The organism is Streptomyces sp. NPDC001270 (assembly GCF_042896695.1).
GTDB lineage: Bacteria > Actinomycetota > Actinomycetes > Streptomycetales > Streptomycetaceae > Streptomyces.
The window spans coordinates 1-23,151 of sequence record NZ_JBIAXM010000063.1 but is presented as its reverse complement, the minus strand read 5'-3'; the positions used below and the strand labels follow the sequence as shown (position 1 = coordinate 23,151).

The following is a 23,151-nucleotide window of genomic DNA, read 5'->3' as shown; positions in this document are numbered from 1 at the left end:
GACTGCCAGCACGGCCCGTTGTGCTTCCAAACTGCTCATGCCAGACCAACGAATCAGCGAGCGGAAAGCCACGAGTTAAAGATCTGCACGCCCTAAGAACTCCTAACAAAGTGGGAGGTTCCTCAGTCGGCGCCAGCAGATGATGCTGCAGGCCAGGCTGAGGAACGCTTCGTGGATGTCGTCGCGGATCTCTCAGCGGATGCGTAACCGGCGGAACCAGTGCAGGAGCGCGAAGCTCTGTCCTCGTCACGCCACAGTCCGTCCAACCGGTCCCGTACCCACATCGCGGTCGTCCTTGCGGGAATACTCGCTCGCGCCACCTGCACGGTCAGGGACGGGACTTGCTCACCGGAACGGGGGCGCAGCGACACCGAATCGCCTCATGCAGACGAACCTTGGAAACCAAGCCAGACTGCCCGACGACCACGCCATCCCGCCTACGAATCCCAAGATCCTCGGCAGAGTCGCTCATGGGGCCAAAAGGCCAAGGCCATTTGGGGCTGATCGGCTCTGTCGAGAGGATGTGTCGATGCTGATGGCCGCCTTGTAGGTGCGTCGGTCGACGCGGAGGCTCTTGTACGCGTAGCGAGACAGGGGGCGTTTGACCGCGCGGGGGCTGAGTCGTGGTCGGCGGGCGGGCATGAGGTTGTCCAGGACCGCGCGTCCGATGGTGGTGTCAGCGATCACGCCTGCGGCCTGGATGACCTGGTCGCGGGCGGTCTGGAGGGCGATGCTGAAGCTGGCCCGGTCGGGGTCGGCTTCAGGGAGGGTGCTGGTGGCGTCGGTGATGGCGATCCTGATCACCTGGTAGAGGGTCAGCAGCGCGTAGATCTCCTGTGCGATGCCCGGCAAGGTCCGGGAGCGCAGCACGCGGCGGTCGAGCATGGATTTCTTGACCGCGAAGTAGGCGGACTCCACTTCCCACCGCTCGTGGTACATCTTGACGATCTCGAACTCCGGGTAGCGGCGGGTGTCGAGCAGGGTGGTCGCCAGGCGGTAGACGCCGGTGTGCCGCCCGGCGGAGGTGGCGATGGTGATCTCGCACTCGATGATGCGGACCCGAACCGTGCCGATCTGGGACAGGAAGGAGCCGTCGTCGAACCGGCGCAGGACGGGTGGCTTGCGCACGGCGGAAAGCCGGGCCAGGAAGCCGGCACCGGTGCCGGCGACGGCTTCGAGGAAGGCATTGGTGGCAAATCCCCGGTCCAGCAGCACGACCATGCCCTGGTGCATCGAGCGCAGCAGGCGGCGTCCGAGGACGGGCTCGCCCGGCCTGCGGGGGCCGAAGACCGCGCGGGTGCCGCAGGCCACCAAGGCGACCAGCAGGACTTGGGGGTAGCCGGAGGCGGCGATGTACTGGTTGGACCCCTTGCCCGGGCGGGCTCGCACGTCCGGGTCGTCGGCGACGTCCAGGTACGTGCCGTCGACGGCGACCACCAGCAGTCCGGCCCAGCGGGCCCCGGTGGTGCGGATCGCACAAGCCGGGCCGCGCAGCAGGTCGAACAGGGCTTTCAGCGGGCGCACGCCGAGCCGGGTGCGGGCATGCCACAACCCTGTCGCGGTCACCCTCGGCAGCGGCAGCGCCCCAAGAGTACCGGTCAGCTTGCGCCACACAGCCGGGTGCCCCGCACTCCTCGAACAGCGCGGCGGCCAGCAGCAGGTAGACCACCACCCGGGCCGGCAGCTTCCGCAGCCGCTGCTGCACCGCCCCGCACTCGGCCAGCACCGTAGCGACCAACTCGAACCGCACGATCTGCGTCAACTCACCCAGATGCCTTGGGGCGAAGACACCGTCGGCTACCACGATCTCGCGGGTGATGGCACGCTGATCCGACAGCGGAGCCTCCGGTGCTGTGAACGGCTTGTCTTGGCGGAACCAGCCAGTTCTACCGGGGCTCCGCTTCACACGTCCGGCGTTCCTCCAGATCAGACCCCACTTGCGGCCACACCCAGACCCGTAACTTCATGGTCTTGGGCAAAAGGCCGTGGGCGGGGGCGAGTTGGCAAGAGACGGGAGATGCCGGAAAGAAAGCAATCCTCTGTCATCGCTGTTCGACCTCCTTCCCTCCTGCCTCATGCCCCTGTCACCAGAAAAACCGGGTAGAACTCCATGAAACAGTACTAAAAGCTCAGTTGCAGCGTGCGGGCGGTGTGGCAGCATGCCTCCGCGTCAGGGCAGGTCCGGGGCCAGGGCGAGGGGAAACATGACCCTGGTGAGGAACTGCCAGGAAGCGGTCGCCGGAACCCCGTCGGCGCCGGTCGGCGGTTCACCCGGGGCCGGGGCCGGGGGCGAGGCTGCGGTGGTCCGGCGGGCGAGGAGGCACTCCTCCAGGAAGGCGAGGACTTGGAGGTGATAGGTCCGCGCCGCCCAGCCGAGGCTGATGTTGTGGCCGGCGTCCGGCTGGTGGTCCACCCGCACCCGCGTGGAGGCCAGCGGAGCGGTCAGGTCGGCTACGGCTAGCGCGTCGGACCGCCACCACGGTTCCTGCTCGGCGAAAGTGAAGCGGACCGGTGCCCGCACCGAGGCGGCGATGCCGGAGTACATGTCGGGCCAGAGTGGGAACTCCCGGATCTCCTGGGCCGAGATCGGCGCCAGCAGCGACCGGCACCGGCGGAAGGTCCCCGCTGGGTACAGGCCCGGATCGCCCCAGTGCCGGTACCAGTCCATACGGCCGGTCCCGCGCCGTGGGATCGTGTCTTCGGTCGCCGGTGTGCTGCCCAGGCCGGAGACGTCCAGACCGATGATGCTGTCCTCGCGGTCCTGCGCGGCCATGGCGAGCCCGGGCTTCGCCCCGTTGGAGTGCGCCACGACGAAGAAGCCGTCCCCGATCGCGCGGGTGCGCGCGAAGTCCCGCAGCGCGGCACGCAGCAGCATGGCCTGCTCCTGGGTGCCGAGCCCCTCCGGCAGGAAGGGGGCCGACTTGCCGTATCCGGGGCGGTCCAGCGCGAGGACCGTGAAGCCGAGATCCGCGCCCAGCTCCAGGAGCGAGTGGCCGGGCTCGATGTGGCCGTCGAAGTACCCGGCCCGGATCCCGCCTCCGTGCAGCGCCACGACCACGGCACGCGGGGTGCCGGACGACGGCTCGGCGAGCAGCCCGGAGACCGGCACGCCCAGGGCGTAGAGCACGATCTCGAGGGAGGCGGGGGCGGCGGCGCGTGACGATTGCGGCATGGAGTTCTCTGCCCGTTCGGAAGGTTGCGCCGTCACTCGGGGACGTCCGCTCCAAGGAGTGCGTCCAGTTCGCTGATCGCCTGCGCGGGGTCCGTGAAGTGGATGGCCTGCCAGCCGGCCTGCCTGGCCCCCGCGCAGTTCTTCTCGATGTCGTCGACCAGCACGCATTCGTGCGGCAGGAATCCGGTGCGCTCCTCGGCGACCCGGAAGATGCCCGTCTCCGGTTTGCGGCTCCCGATCTCGAACGACATGACCAACTCCGTGAAGAGCCCCTCGGGGGCGACGACCCGGCGCCAGTGTTCGTCCCAGGCCGGCACCATGTTGGACATCAGCCCGACGAAGACCCCGCCGGCCTTCAGCCGGCGTAGGTGCGCGACCCAGGGCTCGTTGGCCGTACGGCCCTCGAACCAGCGCGCCGGGAAGTCGGACAGGTCCACGTCCACCCCTTCGTCGGCGCGCAGCACGTCCTCGACCTGCGCCGACCACTCCTCCTGCGTGACGAGCGGGGTGTCGAGCGGTGCCAGCAGGTCCACCCCGTAGGAGGCGGCGACCTTCTCCATGGCGGTGAGCAGCTGCCGCGGGGGAATGCCGGTCTTCCCACAGAAGTTGGCCACCGTCACCTTGGTGGACGGAACCTCCAGAACGCCTCCGTAGTCCGTCCAGACGGCACGGACCGGAGAACCGGCGGACCCCTGCATGTCTTCCCCCTGTCGGTGCGGATCCGGTGCCACGCTCACTGCCCCATCGCCAGGCCGCCGCCTACCGGAACCGAGGCTCCGGTCACGTACGAGGCCGCGTCGCTCGCGAGGAACCGGACCACCTCGGCGACCTCCGCGGGCGTTCCGGTGCGCCGCAGCGCGGTCTGGGCCAGCAGGCCCTCGCGGCGCTTCTCCTTCACACCCTTGATCATGTCGGTCTCGATCAGGCCGGGCGTCACCATGTTGACGGTGATGTTCCGGGAGCCGAGTTCCCAGGCGAGTGAGCGGGTGAGACCGAGCAACCCGGCCTTGGAGGAGGCGTAGTTAGCCTGGCCAGGGGAGCCGAGGAAACCCATCACCGACGACATGAAGACGATGCGCCCCTGCCGGGCCCGCACCATCTCGGGCGCGACGAGCCGGGCGAAGCGGAACGCCGCCACGAGGGTTCGTCTCCACGACGTCCCGGAAGGCATCCTCGGACATCAGCGGGGCCAGCGCGTCCTTGGTGATGCCGGCATTGGCGACCAGCACCTGGACCGGGCCGAACTGCTGGGCGACCTCGGCCAGGGCGCGTTCGGCGTCGTCGCGGTCGGTGACATCGCAGCGTACGCCGAAGAACTCGGCGGGAGGCACACCGTTGCGGTAGGTGACGGCCACCTTGTCGCCGGAATTCGCCATGACCCGCGCGATCTCCAGTCCGATGCCGCGGTTTCCTCCGGTCACCAGGATGGTCCTGCTCATTTCAGCTCCTCGCTGTGGGAAAGATACGGCTGCGTCGGGGAGAGCGGTCAGCCGGCGGTCGCCGACGGGCGGACTTCGGTGCCGATGACGGCCACCGTCGTGTCCGACTGCTCGAAGGTCACCTCGACCCGGTGGAGCGAGCCCTGCCGGGAATCGGGGACGGCGCAGATCCGTACCGGGGAATCCAGTTCGGCGAAACGGGAGAACGAGGCTTCCAGTGCGGACAGGGAGGCGGTCCGCTGATTTCCGCCGGAAGCCGTGCGGACCGGTGTCAGCAGCAGTGCCGACTGGCGTGCGGCCTCCATCAGGACCATGGCCGGAATGTGGTCGTAGTCGTGGTCGAAAAGGCCGCTGTTGCCGAAGTCCGGTGCCAGTGCGGCGGAGAGGGAACCCCGCTCGGTGTCGAACTCGGTGTCGGCGAGCACGACATTCGCCGGGTTGACGCGCCCCACCCGGGCCGGCTGCTCGGTGGTCCGGGCGGCGCCGTCCGGCGACCGGAAGGCCGAGGCCATCGGCGGCGTGCTGCCGCGCTGCATGAAACGGAGCGCCGCGTACTGCGAGGTGGGCGCGGAGCTGACCCGGATGTGCCCGGTCCCCACCGTTTCCCCGGCCAGTTCCATCCCGATGTCGAAGCGCAGCGCGGTGATGCGGTTCCTGCGGTCGTACGTCGGCGTCATGGTCTCGCTCAGGACCAGCTCGCCCGGCTTGCCGCCGATGACCAGGACCGCGCTGTCCCGCAGGTCGATGGCCCAGTCGTTCACCATGAAGGTGGTTTCGAGCGGGACGTCCAGCTGCGCGTGGGCGCCGTAGATGGACGCCTGGCGGCAGATCTCCAGCAGGAGCAGCGGGTCGTGTGTCGCGGGGATTCCCGTTGCGCCGCAGCACGGTGTGCAGCATGTCGTCGGTGATGACCGGGGGCCGGCCGCCGTACTTGCCCTTGCGGGCCGCAGTCTCCAGCCCCTCCAGCGTCGACTCCCGGATATTCTCCCGCTCCGTCTCCGCCATCGCGGCGAAGAAGCCGAACAGCAGCTTGCCGGGGCCGGTGGGGTCGTAGATTCCGGGCAGCGGCCCGGCAAGCATCTCCAGAACCAGGCCGTGCTCAGTCAGATGGTCCGCGAGGGCGGTGAGCTCTGCCGCGTCGCGCCCCAGCCTCTTCATCTCGAACACCGTGAGAATGACCCGGCAGTGCGGGGCGTGCGCCTTGATCTTCCGGGCGGTCTTCAGCGCCTCCTCGAACTGAGGGCGGACCTTGATCCGGGTGCTGATCTTCTCGCTGAAGATTTTGTCCCTGCCGATGCCGTGTTTGGCGAGCGCGTCCAGCTGCGAGTCGAGTTCCTGGCTGAGGTGCGAGCAACGGGCGTAGCCGATGCGGATGTCCGCGCTCGGCAGACTGGAGTCGATGGCCGCGGGCACCGGCTTGCCTGGCCGCCACGGCTGCCCCGGACTCCGGTTGGCCGGGGTCGGCATCCGCAGCTCCTTCGCCAGCTTCGGCACCTTGGTGAAGCGGCCGGTGTGGTACGCGCTCGTGACTGCTCCGCTGCGCGAGCGGCACGGCGAGCCGGGGGCGGCCTTGCACTTCGGGCACGGATGGCGCTCGACGAGATCGGCCTCGGACTCGGGATCGCCGGAAGGTTCTTGAGGGTCCGTCATGAGCCCGGATTTTCGCACAACGTAAGTCGCAGAACCCCACTTCTTTAACTTTTGAGCGCGAACGGGTTCTGAGAGCGGATCCGCTTCTCGCCGATCTTCACCCCGCTCCATTTGATCTTGCTCTGGCAAAGGGTCGTTTCTGAGAGTCATCCGGCGGGCTGCTGGGTACTCGTCCGCGCTGAGCGGGGTGAGGCGGGGTATCCGGCTCCTCCTGAAATGCGTTGGCCGTGATGCTTGCGTCCCCGTTATAGATGGGGTCATGACGTCTTGGACCTTGGCCCGTGAAGCCTTCGACTCGGTCAGAGCGAGCAGTCTGCGCCGTGACTACTACGACGAGGTTGCGAGCCGCTACTGGAAGCGGCCAGCAACGTCCGAGGAGATCGACCGGGGCTTGGCCGGGGACGGCGTCGAACTGCTCACCCCGCCCACCGGCCAGTTCGTCGTCGGGCACTACGGCGAAGAGGCCGCATCCTGCGGCGGGATACTGATGCTGGACGCCGAGCGGGCTGAGCTCACCCGTGTCTATGTACGCCCAGCCTTCCGTGGAAAGAACGGCGCGAGCCTCTTGCTGGAGCTGCTGGAGGAGGAGGCCCGCTCACTTGGCGCCTGTCAGATGGTCCTCAACACGCGCCTGGACCTGATCGAGGCGCGCGCACTGTATGTCCGCCACGGCTACGCCGAGATCCCGGCGTACTGCACGGGTCCGTATATGGAGATCTGGTACGGCAAGGACCTCGGATCAGACCGCTGATCAGCCTGATCATCGGTCGCCGCCGTCGAGTAGAACGGCACGATCCTCGCGGACGCCCCCGACTCCCCGTCCCTGACCGTGCTCCGCGAATGGCTGAGGCAGTGGGAAGAGGCAAGGCGCCCTGCCCCGCCGCCTGCACCCCGCCCTGGTCCGCACGGGGGCGGTTGGGACCTGTGGCTCTCCCCAGTAGCCCTGCCGCTCACGCACGTTGTCCGGAACGCTTCAGCGTTCCGGACAACTCGTCTTCCCCCGTGCTGTGGCTGGGCCCGGAGCCCGGGTGTCACGCCGGGGCTGCGGCAGTCTCATCCCGCGGGGTGCGCGGGCCGGGCACCGTCGCCCGGACGGACAGGTCAAGATCGAGACGGCTGTTCATGTCCAGCTCGAACCTGCCGTACGGGTTCACGTGGGTCCAGAACAGCGGCGACAGCGCCCGTCGGTCCGCGTCGGTGAGCCTGTCCGCCCACTTCGGATCTGCCAGGACTTCCTGCATCAGCAGCGTGTTGACGTGCACCAGCCCGGACTGGAGCAGGTGCAGTGCGAGCATGCTGACCTCCTGGGACTCCTTGTCCGCACCGGCCAGGTCGCCGTCCTTGCCGTAGAAGAGGTCCTTGTTCGCGGAGTTCCAGTTCTCCACCACCTGCAACCCCTCGTGGATCTCCTGGCGCATCTCGACGTCGGCGAGGTAGTCGCAGACAAACGAGGTCCGCACCGCCCGCCCAAGTTCTTCGATCGCCCGGTACGTCGGGTGCTTGGGGCCGCCTCGGGTGAACCGGCGCAGGACCTGCTCAGCCTCGGCGGTGCCCAGGCGCAGGGCGGTGGTGTACTTCACGATCTGGTCATACTGCTGGGCGATCAGGTCCCAGTCGATCGTCTTGGTGGAGAGCACCGGGCCCAGGTTCGGCCACTGGTCGTCCTGACCGGCGGCCGGCCGGTACAGCTTCGCGGAGCCGATGTTCTTCAGCCTCGGCATCAGCTTGAAGTCGAGCATGTGCGCGAAGGCGAACCCGACGATGGACGCACCGTGGGTATCGGTGTACTGCCGGTCGACGACCATGTCGGTGCAGTGCCGCAGCACGCCCTCGATCATCGAGGCGACCTCGGAGGCCGAACACGACTTGAGCTGGCTGTAGATGCAGACCGATTTCCGCTCCACATGCCAATAAATCATCACGCCGGGGCCCCGGTAACGCTGGTGCCACTCGGTCATCAGGTTGGAGGACCAGGCGCCGAACTTGCGGCTGTCGGAGGCGCACGCCGTACCGGTGCCCCACCACATCTCGTCCCGGACCGCGAAGGTGGCGTTCACCAGCTTCCGCAAGGCCGCGCGCTTGTTGGCGCGATTGACGAACAGGTGCCGCACCCGGCGCAGCGTCGCCTCGCTCTCGCCATGCTTGCCGGTGACCGCGACCCGCTTGATCCCCATGTTCGTGCCCAGCCCGAACAGGATCAGCAGCAGGCGGCGGCGCAGCACATCCTTCGACAGCATCTCTCTGGTGGCCACCGAGGTGAACTCGGCTATGAAGTCCGTGTCGAACTCGGCGTACTTCAGGATGTCCAGCAGGTCGATGGTCCCCCAGCGCCGCTCGATCTCGCCCTTGACCGCCACCAGGCTCTCCGGCTCCTCCTGCTTGCCGCGCGGAGAGACCCTGATCCACGGCTCGCCGTGCTTCTTGACGATCGCCACCCCGCCCGTCGTGCCCTCCGCGAGGGCCTGCTCGAAGCGGTCCAGCGAGGTACGGAGCTTGCCTTGCAAGGAGGCGATGAACTCCCCGGCGTCCTGCGGCTGGCCCAGCGCGGCGTAGTGCACATCCCGGTTGTCCTCGAAGTCCGCAGGCAGGTCGTCCTCCGGGTTACGCCACCGGTTCGCCCCCACCACCCAGATCTCCCGGCGCCGCAACGCGTCCCGCAGCGCCACCAGCACGCACAGCTCATACGGGATGCGCTCGACACGCCCCTTGTCGTCCACCACCGCCGCCCGCCAGTGCTCGGGCACCGCCCCGGCAAGCGGCACACTCTCCGCCGGATCGAAGAACGCGCCCTCCTTCAGCGGCTGGTCCAGGTAGCGCTGGAGCAGGTCGATCGCGTCCATCACCGGGCGGTAGGCGGTGTTGTTGCACTTCAGCTCCAGCGCGCCCAGCAACGGCGACAGCATCCGGCGCCAGTGCGCCGAGTACGACGACCGCAGCACCGTACGCACCCGGGCCTTGTAATGGGCCTCGTTCGCCGCGGCCTCCGCCGCCAGCGCCTTCAACGTCTTCTCCCCGCCGACCACCGGATAGATCACCCGCCGCACCGAGCCAGACGGCTCGAACAACGCCGCCTCCGCGACCCTCAGCAGCATCCCCTCCTTACCCCGGACCTTCTTCAGCTCGGCGTTCAGCTCCTTGTCGACCTTCCGCTCCGCCCGGGTGTTGATCTTCAGTACCAACTGGATGAACAGGTCCACCAGCGAGTCGGTGATCTCCGTCTGCCGCACATGACACAGCGCGGCCAGCAGCGTCAGGCGCCGCGGCGGCTTCATCCGCTCCAGGTTCGCCGGGTACTCCTTCGACGCCCGCGCCCGCCACGCGTCCACCAGTTTCTCCGACACGTCCGCGAACAAGTCCGCAGGTAACTCCAGCCGCCGCACCCGCTTCAGCTTGTTTACCTCCGCCAGCAGGCTCTCCAGCCCCGGCGCCCCCGGGTCGGCCTTCAGCTCGGCGAAGTGCGACCGCCCGCCACCCGACCCCGCGCCCTCACCGTCCGCTCCCTCGCCCGTCTCGTTCTCGCTGCCGGCGACCAGGTCCTCCAGGCGCGAGCGCGTCGCGTGCGAGATCCGTTCCAACCTGCTGCGGCAGAACTGGGCCTCGAAGTCTTTGACCGCCTTGCCCACCAGCCGCCCGACCTGCCCCGGGGCCGGCGGCTCGATGTGATCGTTACGGCACCGGGCGACCACCGCCGCCGCCAGCCGATCCCGCGACAGCTCCACTGGACACAGCTCGGCGGCCAGCCACTCGGCCAGCCGCTCCTGGTCCTCCTCGGTGTTCGCCCGGAACCCGTACGCCTCCCGGATCTCCTTGCGGTGCCGCTTGATCCGGTCGCCCTGCCAGTCGTAGTCCGCCCACGCTGCGGCGGGGACCTTCACCTGTTGGGCCACGTACTCCACCGCCGCCGCAGGCAGCTCCTTGGCGGACTCTGGGAACCGGGCCTCCACCTCGAAAAACTTGAGCAACAGGTCGAAGCCCAACCGGGTCGCCCCGGATTTGTTCCGGACCTTCTTCATGTCGTCTTCGAGCAGCGTCCAGACCTCGATCAGGTCTTCCGGCTCCCAGTCCTGCCGCACCCGTGCTCCCTCGCGCAACCAGTTGGATCATTCCAGCGTGGCAAGGCGGAACCGGAGCGAAGATCAGAAGATCACAACTGTTGTCGGAAGGTTACTCAGAGCTACGCGCCACCTGGCCGCAGCTATACGAGAACAGGGCCTCCCGGCACTGCCGCAGTAAATGCGTACGCCTCACCCCGGTGGCCGGAATGCCCCGCCGCAGGTCTCGACGATCACGGTAGAGGCTCTACCGCAGTAAATCCGGCATTTACTGCGGCGGGCCCCCGATAGCGGCTGGTCAAGATCCCATATGGGTCTCATGCCCCAGTTACCGCCCCAAGTGTCGGGCCGAGCAGTAGTGTTGCCCTGATCCTGGAGAGGAGATAGCGCACGTCCGAAGGGCGCTGAGAGTGAACGGCAGCAGATTTCAGTGACGGAGAAGTCGAATGTACGAGCTGATCAAGAGCATCCTCGACGCCATTATCAACCTAACCCCCAACGCAATGGCGTCGCGCCGAGAGTCAAAGCAGCGCGCACTTGGCGCACGCATTTTCGCAATCTATCTAGACTCCTATGAAATTCTCTGGAGAGGTGACCGAATCGTTGAGATTCTCCAGAAAGCGCGTGCAGGATATTCGGGCGGAATCAGGAGCCGTGAGTTCGACGAGTTGCTACACGGGCAAGCGGCGGCAATATCTCAACTGAACGACAATATCTTTGAGTATGGCAGGTGCCTCACGGCTCTCGCTCCTGAAGCATTTGGAGAACTGAAGCGCCATATCACGGCGGGGAAGTGGCAGAGGATTACGGCATTAATGGATCTTGTGGAAATCCTCAACACGGGCGTGCTCCCTCAAAGGGCAGAGCGAATCGAAGATGAGCAGCCCCGGCCCGTACATGGAATCGGAAATATCAGGCAGCGGCAATTCAGCCTTCTTATACCGCCAACAATTCAATGGGAAGAACTTCCGCGGCTCGATTCACTTCGCGACGGCCCCGAACTCTCTAACCTGATCGACGCATACCTTCGCGAGACGAATCCGAGTCGTGAGCTTCAAGCCGCCAAGGAGGCGCTGATGGGAATACGCGAAGAACTGGATAACCACTTCAGTGTCAGCGACATCCTGCTAGAACTGGCTCAGCAGCGCCAGCATAGGCGACACTGATCGCACTTTCTACACAACCCCTATTCTGCTCAGATATTCATATGGGCACAGAGTCCGCCGGTCACCCCAACGAGGCGCCATCAGGAAACGGTGTCGGGCTCGCTCTCGCGGAACCAACAGGCCGTGTACAGACCGCTCTTGCGGAGTTGACGGTTAGTCCAGTGCGCGAGTTCGACGCCGGAGAGATGCGCGGGGAGGTCTTCAGCCTCAAGGTGCCACCACTCGGGCGAGGCCAGGACGGTGGCCCATGCGCGGGCCTGGGGGACCAAGGTGTCGAGGAAACCGTGCACCTGTATGGAAGCCCTCCGGCACGGGCGGTCAGGCCGCCTGGCCGAGGCCAGCGGCGGTCAGGTCGGTCCTGCTCACGCAGCTGTGTGAAGTCGACATCCAGCTTCGGATCGTACGCCTCCGGCTGGATGCCGAGCCCGTGCGTGCTGTACTCACCGAACCGGTTGATGTGCTCGGTCAGGTACGGCGAGATGTGCGCCAGGTCTTCCGGGTCGATCTCCCATCCCTCCTCCAGCAGCTGGCGGACGATCTCCGCGATGTCCAGGGCGTTGTGGAAGATCACCGCGTTCGTGAGCAGGGCGTTGAACTTCATCGCCTTCTCCTGCTCGATGGGGTCGTTGTCGGCGATGACGCCGCGGTTGCCGAAGCCGATCCACTGGGAGAACCGGTTGAACGACTCGACCTTGTTGGTCGCCGCGGTCACCCGCCGGCGCAGCGGCGCGTCCGAGAGGCAGCGCGGAGCTGGACGGTGCGGATCACACGTCCGACCTCTCCGACCTCGCGGAAGGCGGCGTAGGTGGCGTTCTTCCGCGACCCTGACCGCAGGCGCTTGAGCAGCGTGGAGGAGGAGATGGTGCCCTCGCGTACGGAGACGGCCACGCGCATCAGGTGGCGGACCTGGGACTCGATCAAGTCGAAGTCGATGACCTGCTTGCCCGGCTCGCCGAACAGAGCGTCGATGTGCACGTACTCGCTCTGCTTGGAGGGCCGGTAGAAGGTCAGTTCCTTCCAGTTCCTGATCCTGGGCATCAGGTCGAAGCCCAGGAGGTGGGCGAGCGCAAAGACAGGGAAGCTCTGGCCTTGGGTATCCGCGTGCACGGTGGTCGGCTGCACCTCGCTGGTGTTCTTGAGCAGGCCCTCGATGATGTAGACGGCCTCCCACACCCCGCACGGGATGAAGTGCGTGAACAGCGCGATGTAGGTGTCCGAGACGTGGTGGTAGGCGATGCCGCCGGGCTTGCCGTACCGGACGCTTGTCTCAGAGAGCAGGTTGTCGAGGTAGGTGTCCATGTGGGTGCCGTCCGCCGCCACGGCGGTCCCGTCGCCCCACGCCTGCGAGATGTCCAGGCGGGCGTGCGCGTTGACCAGGTCCGCGACGGCTTCGTTGAGCAGCACGATGGAGAAGTGCTTGTTGGCGACGTACGACAGCTCGTGCCCGCTCACGCCGGGGATGTGCCGGGCGGCCTCGTACGGGCCCATGCTGGTGCCCTTGACGAACGTGACGATCACGTAGCGGCCCAAGGGGTCGGTGAGCTTGGGCTCGTTGCCCGACGGGGGGCCGAAACGGCGCCACCACTCCACCCAGTACGCGGTACGGGCCACGATCCCCATCAGGGAACGCTCCGGCATCCTCACCTTCATCTCCTGCTCCAGCCGCTTCACCGAGGGCCGCTGACCGTCCGCCCTAAACGCCTTCAGCGACGGGATACCCGTCTCCGGATCGATGACCAGCCCATCGTTCTCCGGGTACCCGGCGTCCGCCGCAGCGGCAGCGTTCCGCAGCTTGTCCTCCAGCTGCCGGCGGAAGAACTTCGCGTCGAACTCGGCGCTCCCGCCCGGGTCGGCGAGGCCGACCTCCACCAGGTAGGACCCCAGCGTCTCCTGGACGACCTCCCAGGCCAGCAGCTGCTCGGACCAGTCGGCGTACTCCTCCGAGCCGACCACCGCGACGTCGCCCGTGCGCAGTTCCTCGGCGAGGTAGGTGAAGACCATCGCCTCGAAGTGCCGGCGGACGAACTGCCCCGGCCTGCTCCTGTCGACCACGGCCTTCTGCCAGTTCTGCGTGGCGAACGAGATGTCGACCGGCTCCCCGTCCTCGCCGAGCGCGCTGATGTACTCGCCGCGGGCGGCCTCGTTGCGCTGCGCGTGTGCGAGCGCGTCCAGCACCCGCCCGTCCTCCGAGGTGACGGTGAACTCCAGCTTCTCCGCCAGGTCGAACATCAGCGCCCGGTCGCGGCCGATCCGCCCGTACAGCAGCACCTCCCAGAAGTTGCCGTGATGGGCGGAGACCTTCTCGATCTGCTCGTACTGCTTGGCGAAACCGCCGAAGCCCTCCACGGTCTTCGTGACCGCGCCGAGCCCGCCGGACTGCACCAGCAGGGCGAGGACGGCCGGGGAGACCTCGCCGTCCAGGCGCTGGGCGATCTCCTCGATGGGCGCCCGCTCGTCCAGCCCCTCAAGGGCGGCCACGGCCTCGGCGGTCATCTCGGTGGCCTTCGCCAGCGCGACGTGCGCCGGACCATCCTCGTCGATGTCCTTGAGCACGCTGCGGTAGTTGCCGATCAGCGCCTCGGTGATCTCCCGTTCGGCGAGCCGGATCGCCTCCAGCTCCTCCTTCGCCCTCTTGGCCTTCGTCCCTATGCGCTTGCAGAGCATGGTCGCCAGATCGTCGCGGACCCGCATCCTCGCCTTGTGCACCAGGCACGGCACCAGCGCGACCCGCTTCACCGGCGCGTACGCCTTGAGTTCGGAGGCGTCCAGCGAGTCCGCCTCGCCCGCGAAGTCAGTGATCTTCCGTGAAGCGACGCCGTCCATCCACACCACGGTGTCGCCCAGGGCATCGACCCAGTCCAGCTGCGTGAGAAGCCGCTTGAAGTGAGACCAGCTCGGGGTCATCGCGAAGGCACTCGGCTATCACGACAAGACCACTACCCGCCTGGTCACCGAGGCCGGCGGAACCTGGAGCCGATACGCCCCCGGCGATCATGAAAGGCGCCGATGACGGACAATGTCGGGATGACCCGACCCAGAGTCCGCGTCGCCGCATACGTGATCCGGCGTCGCGCCGTTCCTGAGCTGTTGGTGTTCGACCATGTCGGTATGCCGGAGGCCGGCACCCAGGTCCCTGCAGGAGGAGTCAAGCCGGGCGAAGGGCTGGAAGACGCGGTTCTTCGAGAGGTCGCAGAGGAGACCGGTCTGCTGACAGCCACAGTGGTCCGGCAGATTACCGTGGAGGACAAGCCCCACCCCGACACGGGCCAGCCACGACGAACCGGCTTCTTCTACCTCCAGGCACCCGCGGACACCCTCGATGCGTGGGAGCACCACGTCCACGGCGACGGAGACGACGCCGGCCTCACTTTCGTCTGCCGGTTCCTCCCGCTTCCCCTGAAGCAACCACTGGCCGACGATCAAGACACATGGCTGGGCCGCATCGACCCGCGATGGACCACCGTTGCCGGTGACAGTCGGTAATCAGCCGCCGAAACCGCACGCCGAATTCGCGACACCTCTACATGCGAGCCCACCAGTCCCGAGGCCGGACATCCCGTAACGAGCCATCCGGGTTCGAAGATCAACAACTGGCGGCTTCTGGGCTCACCTCGGCGATACCCCAACACCCTCCGGTCGTACGGCATCGGGGTCAGCAAGACTGCCGAGCGGCTCGGCGAGGTCCGTCCGCTCGCGACCGTCCCGGACGACGAGATCGGCGGCGCCCTGGAACAGTTGTGGGGCGAAGCAGCGGTTAACACCTGGAACGCCCGCCGGGCGGCTGTGCTGTCCTGGCTGGGCTGGTGTGCCGAGCGCGGGTACGACCGCCCGGCGGTGCCGGCCTGGGTGAAGCGGATGCCCGCGCCGGACTTGCAGACCCCGGCCCGCTCGAAGATGGCCATCGACCGATTGATCGGCCGCCGCGACGTCCATCTGCGGGAGAAGACGCTGTGGCGGATGCTGTACGAGACGGTCGCTCGGTCGGAGGAGATCCTCGGCGTCAACATCGAGGAGCTGGACCTGGCCGGGCGCCGGGCCCCGGTGAAGGCAAAGGGCGCCCAGCCGCGAACGCGGCGCCGGGGCGCCCCGCGCGAGGAGTTCATGCTGGAGACCGTGTACTGGGACGCTGGAACCGCGCGCCTGTTGCCCCGGCTGATCAAGGGCCGTACGCGCGGCCCGGTGTTCGTCACCCACCGCCGACCCGGGCCAGGGAAGGTCGTCAGCCCGCGCGACGTCTGCCCGGACACGGGTCTCGTACGGCTGTCGTACGGGCAGGCCCGCGCCCTGCTCGACACCCACACGGCCATCGGCGGGGTACAGGGTACGGGCTGGGACCTGCACGAGTACCGGCACTCCGGCCTTACCCATCTTGGCGAGGCCGGGGCCAGCTTGCCGATGCTCATGGCCAAGTCCCGGCACAAGAAGCCGGAGAACCTACGGCGCTACTTCCACCCCTCGGCTGAGGCGATCGCCGAGGTCACCAGCCTGCTCGCTCCCGGCGGCAGCAGGCGCTGAAGTGTGCCCGTCGGCGGCCTGCCAAAGCTCCATCAGGGGAATCAGTGGCCCATCGAGGTGAGCTTGTCTCGCAACGTCTTCAATTCCTTCGAGACGGTGACATCAGGGATGCTCATGAGGCGGTCCACCAGCGCGGCGTTCTCGTCCAAGCAGGTGGGGATGCTGATGTTCTTGATGACCCAGGTGTCGCCATCGGGGTAGAACTCAGCATCGCCTCCTGTGTCGACCACAGCGACGGGGCTGACAGTGGTCTTGGTCCCGTCGTGCTCAAAGACGATATCTACCACTCCGTACCACGGGTTCTCCCATCCGTGGTTCTCTGGCCCCATGGTGAGGGTCAGGCGATCGAGCTTGTTGTCCTCGACCGTGAAGCTGATGTCCTTCGACTGCTCATAAGGCGTCTTCGGCAGCTTGTCGGGCAGGGGGAAGTCGTAATTCACGGAGATCGCCAGTTCGCCTCCGATCTGGTGGCATCCCGGCAGGACTCCGGCCTCACGAACACGCAACGTAGCTTTGGTGATCAGAGACGGACCAGGGGCTCGGTTCTCAAACGTGATGTCCAGATGCGGGCCCCGCAGATCCGTGAGGGCCTCTTGTCCCGCATCGGTCTGCTCCTTGCCGTCGATGCCCTCCTTGATGTAAGCGGCGATCCTCGCGACCTTGAGATTGGGCTGGCGTGCTGCTTCTGACACTCCCGTGCTTGCTTGCACATCCCCGCTCTTCGCCTGCGACTGCCCTGACTCGGAAGAGTCGTTGCCGTAATAGATCGCGAGAACGATGCCTACGACGGTGGCGACCAGGGTCAGCAGGCCGATGAGGTTGGGCTTGTGCCTCCATCTCGATTCCAGATCGCTGTCAGGTGCAGACGGCGTGCCGGTCGTCGAAGGCTCAGCCGGCGCCGCTGCCGAGGCCGAAGAAGTGGTCGACGAACCAGCTGGTGTTGGTGCTGCCCCCGGCGGCGGCGTGGTGGGGGGATTCGCAGGGGACTGTGGAGCCGGTGTGGGTCCCCCCGATGCGCCCTGCGGGCCTGGTGCGGCAGCAGGGGGTAACTGGTCACCCGCTCCATTGGCCGCAGGGCTTCCGCTCGCATTCCCGCCGGTGGTGCCTGAAGAGTTCGGCATACGTATCCCCCTAGCACGTGGCCCAAGTCCCGGTGTGGAGAGGAAGATTATCGAGGACCTCGTGTGCCAGTCGAAGACCTTCGAGACCTCTACTCCTTGGTGTTATTCGTCGTCGGGGGAGTCCTTGTCGCGTAGCGGGCGCAGGCCGCCGGGCAGCTCAGGGAGCTGGAAAGAGTACCGGCCGAGCATATTGATGTGGTGCCTGACGAACGGCGAGAGGCGAGCCACGTCCTCACTGAGGCGACGAGCACGCCGGAACTGCCCCAACCCACCAGGTCCGAGGACTGATCACCGCCGTTTGCGGCTGGTGACAGACAATGGCTCTTCAGGGCGGGCTGACCACGCTGTTCCTGCTGCTTGTGCTCAGCCACTACCACACCACGACCTCCTACTGGATACCGCCTTACACTCCCGGACGCGCGCTCTTGTTGGCCGGGGCACTCCTGGTTGTTTGGGTGACCGCCCGGGCGGGGCGCGGGGTCGACCGCTTGCGCGGACTGGACGCCTCCCTGCTGCGCACTCCCTCCGGCAGGCGCCGGATGCTGTTCGCGTTGGTATGGCCTGTGGCCGGTTTGGCGGGTGGCTACACGTTCGGCCTCTGGTTCAGCCAGGGGTACGGGCCTAGGGTCGGCCAGGCGTACGGACTCTCCTTCGTCTCCGTCGGGCTGGTCCTCGCCACAGAGGTCGTCTTGGCCCGTCGGCCCTCGGCCGTTAGTCGGCCGAGCCGGCTGATGGGGCAGGCATTGGCCTTCCAAGCTGTCGTTCTGACCTTCTACGCGCTTGCATTCAGCGTCGGATTCGGCGCTGCGAACCTGGCGGCCTACCCGTGGCTATCCTGGACCGCCTTCGGTGACGGAGCAGTGCTCGGGCTCTGGCTGGGGGTGGCCATCGGTATTGGCAGAACCTGCGACTCAGCCTGGACTCACCATTCCTCGACTGGGCCTACGAGGCTGGCCTGTTCCGGCTCTCCGGCATCGCGATTCAGTTCCGTCACCACGCCTTGCAGGACTGGATCGGCCGGCACAGCCGGACGGCTCCCTGACACCGAACTCGATCAGCCGTGTCGCACGGCTGCCCCACGCCCGACGCGGCTGGACGGCGGGCGATCGCCGGATGGAGCAAAGGCCGAGGCGAGGATCAGGTGACGCACCGCCACGTGTTCTCAGGCAACAGGGAGTGCGCACGGAAGGGAAGCTGGAGCCATTCCCCGGGCTTGACTACCGTCTTTCGCCCCCCGTAGTCGGTCTCAGACCACAGGCACCAGTCCTGCGTGGTCCGGTTCCGGGCAGTGGCGCCACCGTCGGGAAGGCCGACCCGCCCCGTATCGTCGGTGCCGGTTACGAAGGACCCCATGGCCCCCTGGGGGGATTCGCCCTCCCACAGGCAGAAGTGGTCGGGCGAGCAGGTGGCGGCGGCGCTGTCTGTGGAGGATAAAGGAATGAGGACGAAGGCGGCTACGGACGCCAAGGCGGTCCGGCAAAGCTTTACGACGGGCACGGCGGGCACGGCAACGCTCCTTCACTGTGCGAGTTGCCCTGATCATCTCGATCTTGCGCAGACTCCGACAATCACTCAGCAGGGGGAATTCAGCCCGCGGGGAACAACGGACGGAACAGCAGTTGGCGCACGGCGTTGGAACTCGAACGTGGAGGGCGGAGGGGTGGGCGTCCCGCAGGCGCGGTCAGCGATGGGGGCACCGCGGATGTTGCACGAATCGGCCGGATATGACCTGTGTGAGAAGGATCTTCCCGCAGCAGAATCTTCGGTCATGGCAGCTATCAAACGAATCGCCGCTGTGGCCACGTCCGTCGCCGTATTCGCTGGCACCGCGCTCGCCGTGGCACCCAGCGCCTCGGCCACCAGCTACAACGGGTGTGACTGGCCGAGGGTCTGCTTCTACCAGACCCAGCCCGACTGGACCATCGGCATGCCCGACGCCGCCTACCAGGACGTCACGACCTACTACCAGGACCTCAGCTCCCGGGCCTACGGGGCCGACTGGGTGTACAACAGCCGCAACGACGACCGCGCGATGCTCCGCTTCACGTACGGCGGCAGCACGTACTACAAGTGCATCCCGCCCAACGGGACCATCCAGTTCTCGTCGGCTTCCACCGTCACAGGCATCCGGATCGACACGACGGCCGCCTGCTGATCCCGCCCGTGCGGAGACGCCCGTTCCACTGCTGACCCGGCCGAGCCAGACACGAGGGTGCGTGCCGGGTTCCGGCACGCATCCTCACGTTGCCCGAGCCGGAATCGGCTGATCCTTGGCGAGGTCGTCACGCTCCGCGTTCGCAGAAATGAGTAGTTCTGAGAGACGGGGGACCTCGCCGGACCATGTCCGGTTTGCCCCTGACCGTCGTTCTCACAACCTCTCGCAAAACGGCTTTCGCACAAAGCCCCTCGCGGTAGCTTCTGCGACATGCCAGAGCTCGCCGACCAGGGCAAGCGTCCTTCGGTCGCCACCGTGTACCGCATCCTCGCCGAGGACGACCCGGCCGGTGGCCCCGAATGAGCTCAGGCATGCGAAAGCCGTCCCGGTGGCACGGGGATGCCACCGGGCAGAGCAAAGGGGCCCGCGCTGCTGGCACGAGCTCCTGAAGTTGGGCTCAGCGGAAAACGGAGACGTATCCCGTTCCATCGCAGCTGGAACAGTTGCCGTCGCCACCGCAGGTGCCACAGTTTTTCTCGCGGGCGAAGCCATCGACCTTGCCCCTGCCTTTGCACGTGCGGCACTTGCCCTTGTTCGGGTCGGGGCATGACTTACAACGGGGCACAGGAGTTCCCCTCCTTCACTTGCGGGCGATGCAGCCCATGGTGTTCCACGGAGGCGTCGCAGGCCATGGCTCGGCGGAGTGTCACGGGATCACACACCGGCGCATCCCCGGGGCCGGATGCGCCGCTCCATGCCCCGTCGCCCGTCATCACCACATCGCCTTGATCATCTCGTTGCCCCTTTGACGCGTATCTCGGTCACACCCCAAGAGGCCCGCGAGTTCAAGGAAACTGAAGGGCTTTTCGCGGGAACCCGAGGATGGATTGTCGTGTTCTCGTGGGTTCGGCCTTCGGGTTCAGACGAACATGCGGGGTGGGTGCCGAGTGGGCCCGCCCCTGGGTGCCTTCCCTGGGAACGGTGCTGACACCGTAGGAGTCATGAGAGCAGAAGGAACGACACCGGAACCGGAAACCTCTATGCAGAGTGGCCTCACGTCTCTGGGTGAGGTGGCGTGCCGTTATCAGGCGGATGAGATACGCCCGGAGGATCTGCCGATGATCGCTGCTGAGGCGCTCGTGGCCGGGCTGGACACCCCGACGCTGTGCGAGCTCGCCGGTTGGCCTCGCAACGCGGATGCCCGCGATATTCGCGACGCGTTCGAGCAAGCACTTGCCGAGTCCGGGATCGGGTTGCCGGATCGGGGCCTTGCACGGCGCCACGCTCTGCGCCGGATGGCGGCGAGACTCGTCGATGGAGAGATAACTCCCGCTGACCTGGCGACGGACGACTGGTGGGAGACGGAGGTCGAGACCGCGGCGGAGCAATCGTTCGTGGCGCTGATCCCGCAATGCGATTGCTGCATTGAGTACACGTTGGGGTTTGACCAGCAGACGTGGGCGGCCCAGCTGCGGAGCGCTGCCCTCGCCCTGACATCGTCTCCTCCGATCGGCCCCGGATGCTGACTCTCCCGGCGTGCTCACCCTCGGCAAAGGCGTGGACCGGTCAAGCGGACTTCACTGAAGTGGCTGTTCAGCGGCCTGGTCCAGCAGCGCCCGTGCGGAGTTTGCGTAGCGGATCGCGGTCTTCTCGTCCAGACCGAAGACCTCGGCGAGGTGGAGCGGGTCGGGGCCATGAGCGAGTGCTTCCTCAAGCTGTCGGTCAACACGGAATTGTTCCAGGGTGACGGCCTGGCCGCGAAGCGGTGCGGTCAGGGACACACCGCTGACCGGGGCGGTGCCCAAGGCGGTGAACTTGTTGATCAGCAGGTGCGGGTTGGCTGTGTCTGGCCAGCGGCGGCGCCGGTAGTCCAGCCACTCGCGGGCGACATGCAGTGTCAGTTCATCCAGGGGCCGGGCACGGCCGTCGATCACGAGTTTGCGGTTGCCGATGTCGAGGTCGCCCAGCTGGAGGCGCCGGATCGCACCGAATCGTGCGGCATGTACTGCGGCGAGCACGAGGATCAGACGGTCGGCCGGCTTGGCGACCGCGTCAATGGAAGCATTGACGTGCTCGGGCTCCAGCGGCTGGAGGATGCCGTATTCGTGCTGGCCGACGCGGATGCGGCTGGTCGGATTCTTGAAGATGGTGCCGCTCTTCTTCGCCCGGCCGAATAGCGACCGCAGCACGATGAGCGTGTGCCGCCGCGGGCTGCCGTGGAGAGCGTCGAGCTGGGTGAGAATGTCGTCGCGGGTCACCTCACGCAGGTGGTCATAGCGGGTGGACCACTCCAGCAGGACGGGACGGATCCGGTTGAGGTAGCCCCAGACCGTGGCCTCGTCGCGGGGCTGGGACCTGGGGCCACCGTCGTGCAGAAGGCGGGCCCAGTGCTCCACGTCGCGGCGGATTCCGGGGGCGATGCCTTCGAGCTTGCGCTCCAGCCACTGCTCGAACGACGGTGTTCGGTCGTCTTGGAAGACGCCGATGTCGGCGAGTACTTCCACTGTGCGTTGGACGCTGAGCCCGCGGGATCGCAGGGCCGGAAAGATCTCGGAGTGCCGCACGACGTCGCCGCTGACATGGCCGGACAGCACGATGACCAGGGCCCGGCCGACGTCGAGGCTGACACCGCGAGGCCAGCCATGCGCTTCGCCGAGACGATGTGCGGTGTGCCGGGCCCAGGCCAGCCACGGGTTGTCGAGCCGGGCATGTTCCTGGCGATTGAACCGGGTGAAATCTCGGCGGGCCTCGAACAGCGGCGGCTGGAGCCAACCGGAGACCGGCCGGTGGGCGGGGGTCGGGTCGGGGTGGCGCGGGCGACCCCGACGCCGTCCCTGCTTACCTCTGGGAGGGCCGGGCTGACGCGGACGGTGGAGGTTGGTGAAAAACAGTTGATGATGCTGCACCTTCTCCAAGTAGGGCTCCAAGACGGTGACTTGCCCCCTGGCGTCCTGGCTCGCCTGATGCCAGCACAGACGGCAGTACCCCTTCTTCAACCGCACTGTTCGCCGACAGCCCCTGCACTCGGCAGGCTCCTCGTTGCGGCGGAAACTCTCGCATGCGCCGCAGGCGCGGCCGGGCAGCACGCCCCAGCCGAAGCAGGTCGGGCAACTGGCTGGCGGTTTGCTCTTGCCCGCCGGCAGAACGTAGGCCATCACATCGGCGGCAGAGACCGGCCGTCACGGCGACGCGGTACCGCCGCGGCCGCACTGGTTACAGCGGCAGCCTGCTGGCCGGTCTCCTCACCAGGACGCTTGACTTTCCCCGGCTCGGGGATCAGCAGGTCACCGATCGCGCAGCCGAGGACGACGCAGATGACGTCCAGGTCCTCCAGTTTGAGGGAAACCGGCTGGCCAGACCACAGCCCGGACATCTTCCCGGCGGAGATCACCAACCCGTGCTCGGCCAGGCTTCGTTGGAGCTCGGATGCCTTCCAGATACCCTTGTTCGCGGCCGTCAGCCGCAGGTTCCACCTCATCGGATCAGCCCTTCCAGCCGCTTCGCGGCCCGCTCGGTCCCGGCGACCCAGGCGTCCTCGACCCGGGTCTGCTGGACGTGGACGTATCGCATCGTTGTGACAATCCAGGAATGCCCCAAAACCTCTTGAATTGCGAGCAGGTCCAACCCGTTTCCATAGAGTTGGGACGCGCAGAAATGCCGTGTCCCGAGTCTTTATTTCGCTGTAGAAGTAGGCTGGGCTCATGGCGCGTATGGGTCGGCCGACGGTCGAAGTGGTCCTGACGGATGAGGAGCGGGAGACGTTGCTGCGCTGGTCGCGGCGGGCGACGGAACCTGTCAAAGCGATCAAGGCAGGTAGATCGTTCTAACGCTGTGCCGGGATCAGTGGGCCGTCTGGTGCCGGCTTGTTGATCCAGGCCGCT

At 66.8% G+C, this 23,151-nt stretch carries 17 protein-coding genes and 5 pseudogenes; 6 read left to right on the top strand and 16 right to left on the bottom strand.

Going from position 1 to position 23,151, the window contains the following annotated elements; genetic code table 11:
- Nucleotides 1-102: 102 nt before the first annotated feature.
- The 8 genes and pseudogenes from ACFY2B_RS44435 to ACFY2B_RS44400 all read right to left on the bottom strand — a co-directional run.
- Nucleotides 103-240: pseudogene (locus ACFY2B_RS44435) on the bottom strand (IS5/IS1182 family transposase); the annotation flags it as partial.
- 228 nt (nucleotides 241-468) lie between these two features.
- Entirely contained in the window at nucleotides 469-1,566 is a 1,098-nt protein-coding gene (locus ACFY2B_RS44430; RefSeq protein ID WP_390768752.1) for a transposase, read from the bottom strand.
- Nucleotides 1,567-1,681: 115 nt separating this feature from the next.
- Nucleotides 1,682-1,726 (bottom strand): annotated as a pseudogene (locus ACFY2B_RS44425) (hypothetical protein); the annotation flags it as partial.
- A gap of 444 nt (nucleotides 1,727-2,170) precedes the next feature.
- Nucleotides 2,171-3,172, bottom strand: coding sequence for an alpha/beta hydrolase (locus ACFY2B_RS44420; RefSeq protein ID WP_390768751.1), 1,002 nt, complete (start codon nucleotides 3,170-3,172; stop codon nucleotides 2,171-2,173).
- Between the two features lie 32 nt (nucleotides 3,173-3,204).
- Nucleotides 3,205-3,870, bottom strand: coding sequence for an HAD family hydrolase (locus ACFY2B_RS44415; RefSeq protein ID WP_390768750.1), 666 nt, complete (start codon nucleotides 3,868-3,870; stop codon nucleotides 3,205-3,207).
- A gap of 35 nt (nucleotides 3,871-3,905) precedes the next feature.
- A pseudogene (gene fabG / locus ACFY2B_RS44410) lies at nucleotides 3,906-4,611 on the bottom strand (3-oxoacyl-ACP reductase FabG).
- 47 nt (nucleotides 4,612-4,658) lie between these two features.
- Nucleotides 4,659-5,687: an AfsA-related hotdog domain-containing protein gene (locus ACFY2B_RS44405; RefSeq protein WP_390768757.1), complete on the bottom strand. Its 1,029-nt coding sequence runs from the start codon at nucleotides 5,685-5,687 to the stop codon at nucleotides 4,659-4,661.
- Nucleotides 5,599-6,078: pseudogene (locus tag ACFY2B_RS44400) on the bottom strand (recombinase family protein); the annotation flags it as partial. The pseudogene ACFY2B_RS44400 and the gene ACFY2B_RS44405, both read right to left, overlap by 89 nt.
- A gap of 442 nt (nucleotides 6,079-6,520) precedes the next feature.
- On the opposite strand from ACFY2B_RS44400, the gene ACFY2B_RS44395 reads away from it, so the two are divergent.
- On the top strand, nucleotides 6,521-7,012 hold the full coding sequence (locus ACFY2B_RS44395) for a GNAT family N-acetyltransferase (RefSeq protein ID WP_390768749.1): 492 nt from the start codon (nucleotides 6,521-6,523) through the stop codon (nucleotides 7,010-7,012).
- A 280-nt stretch (nucleotides 7,013-7,292) separates the two neighbouring features.
- Here ACFY2B_RS44395 and ACFY2B_RS44390 read toward each other — a convergent pair whose 3' ends face one another.
- Entirely contained in the window at nucleotides 7,293-10,352 is a 3,060-nt protein-coding gene (locus ACFY2B_RS44390; protein ID WP_390768748.1) for a Tn3 family transposase, read from the bottom strand.
- A 407-nt stretch (nucleotides 10,353-10,759) separates the two neighbouring features.
- On the opposite strand from ACFY2B_RS44390, the gene ACFY2B_RS44385 reads away from it, so the two are divergent.
- Nucleotides 10,760-11,479 carry a hypothetical protein gene (locus ACFY2B_RS44385; protein WP_390768747.1) on the top strand — a complete coding sequence of 240 codons (720 nt, stop codon included), beginning with the start codon at nucleotides 10,760-10,762 and terminating at the stop codon, nucleotides 11,477-11,479.
- A gap of 61 nt (nucleotides 11,480-11,540) precedes the next feature.
- Here ACFY2B_RS44385 and ACFY2B_RS44380 read toward each other — a convergent pair whose 3' ends face one another.
- Nucleotides 11,541-12,191 carry a Tn3 family transposase gene (locus ACFY2B_RS44380; RefSeq protein WP_390768746.1) on the bottom strand — a complete coding sequence of 217 codons (651 nt, stop codon included), beginning with the start codon at nucleotides 12,189-12,191 and terminating at the stop codon, nucleotides 11,541-11,543.
- The gene (locus ACFY2B_RS44375; protein ID WP_390768745.1) at nucleotides 12,188-14,383 is read right to left on the bottom strand and encodes a Tn3 family transposase; all 2,196 of its coding nucleotides are present in this window, start codon (nucleotides 14,381-14,383) and stop codon (nucleotides 12,188-12,190) included. The genes ACFY2B_RS44380 and ACFY2B_RS44375 overlap by 4 nt, the downstream gene beginning before the upstream one ends.
- Nucleotides 14,384-14,503: 120 nt before the next feature.
- Between ACFY2B_RS44375 and ACFY2B_RS44370 the strand changes: the two genes are divergently transcribed.
- Nucleotides 14,504-14,962, top strand: coding sequence for an NUDIX domain-containing protein (locus ACFY2B_RS44370; RefSeq protein ID WP_390768756.1), 459 nt, complete (start codon nucleotides 14,504-14,506; stop codon nucleotides 14,960-14,962).
- Nucleotides 14,963-15,061: 99 nt separating this feature from the next.
- Nucleotides 15,062-15,994 carry a tyrosine-type recombinase/integrase gene (locus ACFY2B_RS44365; protein ID WP_390768755.1) on the top strand — a complete coding sequence of 311 codons (933 nt, stop codon included), beginning with the start codon at nucleotides 15,062-15,064 and terminating at the stop codon, nucleotides 15,992-15,994.
- 41 nt (nucleotides 15,995-16,035) lie between these two features.
- On the opposite strand, the gene ACFY2B_RS44360 is transcribed toward ACFY2B_RS44365, so the two are convergent.
- Together ACFY2B_RS44360 and ACFY2B_RS44355 are read right to left on the bottom strand one after the other, a co-directional pair.
- Entirely contained in the window at nucleotides 16,036-17,115 is a 1,080-nt protein-coding gene (locus ACFY2B_RS44360; RefSeq protein ID WP_390768744.1) for a hypothetical protein, read from the bottom strand.
- Between the two features lie 1,137 nt (nucleotides 17,116-18,252).
- Nucleotides 18,253-18,612, bottom strand: coding sequence for a peptidase inhibitor family I36 protein (locus ACFY2B_RS44355; protein WP_390768754.1), 360 nt, complete (start codon nucleotides 18,610-18,612; stop codon nucleotides 18,253-18,255).
- A gap of 271 nt (nucleotides 18,613-18,883) precedes the next feature.
- Here ACFY2B_RS44355 and ACFY2B_RS44350 point away from each other — a divergent pair, with 271 nt between their 5' ends.
- Nucleotides 18,884-19,270: a hypothetical protein gene (locus ACFY2B_RS44350; protein WP_390768743.1), complete on the top strand. Its 387-nt coding sequence runs from the start codon at nucleotides 18,884-18,886 to the stop codon at nucleotides 19,268-19,270.
- Between the two features lie 1,001 nt (nucleotides 19,271-20,271).
- Complete coding sequence (locus tag ACFY2B_RS44345) at nucleotides 20,272-20,796, top strand: hypothetical protein (RefSeq protein ID WP_390768742.1); 525 nt, start codon at nucleotides 20,272-20,274, stop codon at nucleotides 20,794-20,796.
- Nucleotides 20,797-20,847: 51 nt separating this feature from the next.
- Here ACFY2B_RS44345 and ACFY2B_RS44340 read toward each other — a convergent pair whose 3' ends face one another.
- From ACFY2B_RS44340 to ACFY2B_RS44330, 3 genes and pseudogenes are all read right to left on the bottom strand, one after another.
- Nucleotides 20,848-22,176 (bottom strand): hypothetical protein, encoded by a 1,329-nt coding sequence (locus ACFY2B_RS44340; protein WP_390768753.1) that lies wholly within the window; start codon nucleotides 22,174-22,176, stop codon nucleotides 20,848-20,850.
- Nucleotides 22,177-22,424: 248 nt separating this feature from the next.
- Nucleotides 22,425-22,748, bottom strand: a complete 324-nt coding sequence (locus tag ACFY2B_RS44335; protein ID WP_390768741.1) for a helix-turn-helix domain-containing protein — start codon at nucleotides 22,746-22,748, stop codon at nucleotides 22,425-22,427.
- Nucleotides 22,745-22,921, bottom strand: a pseudogene (locus tag ACFY2B_RS44330) (tyrosine-type recombinase/integrase); the annotation flags it as partial. The pseudogene ACFY2B_RS44330 and the gene ACFY2B_RS44335, both read right to left, overlap by 4 nt.
- Nucleotides 22,922-23,151 lie beyond the last annotated feature (230 nt).

Bases quoted from the DNA above. Each gene is read 5' to 3' on its own strand.
- ACFY2B_RS44420 (WP_390768751.1), bottom strand. From the start codon at position 3,172: ATGCCGCAATCGTCACGCGCCGCCGCCCCCGCCTCCCTCGAGATCGTG.
- ACFY2B_RS44415 (WP_390768750.1), bottom strand. From the start codon at position 3,870: ATGCAGGGGTCCGCCGGTTCTCCGGTCCGTGCCGTCTGGACGGACTAC.
- ACFY2B_RS44395 (WP_390768749.1), top strand. From the start codon at position 6,521: ATGACGTCTTGGACCTTGGCCCGTGAAGCCTTCGACTCGGTCAGAGCG.
- ACFY2B_RS44385 (WP_390768747.1), top strand. From the start codon at position 10,760: ATGTACGAGCTGATCAAGAGCATCCTCGACGCCATTATCAACCTAACC.
- ACFY2B_RS44375 (WP_390768745.1), bottom strand. From the start codon at position 14,383: ATGACCCCGAGCTGGTCTCACTTCAAGCGGCTTCTCACGCAGCTGGAC.
- ACFY2B_RS44370 (WP_390768756.1), top strand. From the start codon at position 14,504: ATGACCCGACCCAGAGTCCGCGTCGCCGCATACGTGATCCGGCGTCGC.
- ACFY2B_RS44360 (WP_390768744.1), bottom strand. From the start codon at position 17,115: ATGCCGAACTCTTCAGGCACCACCGGCGGGAATGCGAGCGGAAGCCCT.
- ACFY2B_RS44350 (WP_390768743.1), top strand. From the start codon at position 18,884: ATGGCAGCTATCAAACGAATCGCCGCTGTGGCCACGTCCGTCGCCGTA.
- ACFY2B_RS44345 (WP_390768742.1), top strand. From the start codon at position 20,272: ATGAGAGCAGAAGGAACGACACCGGAACCGGAAACCTCTATGCAGAGT.
- ACFY2B_RS44335 (WP_390768741.1), bottom strand. From the start codon at position 22,748: ATGAGGTGGAACCTGCGGCTGACGGCCGCGAACAAGGGTATCTGGAAG.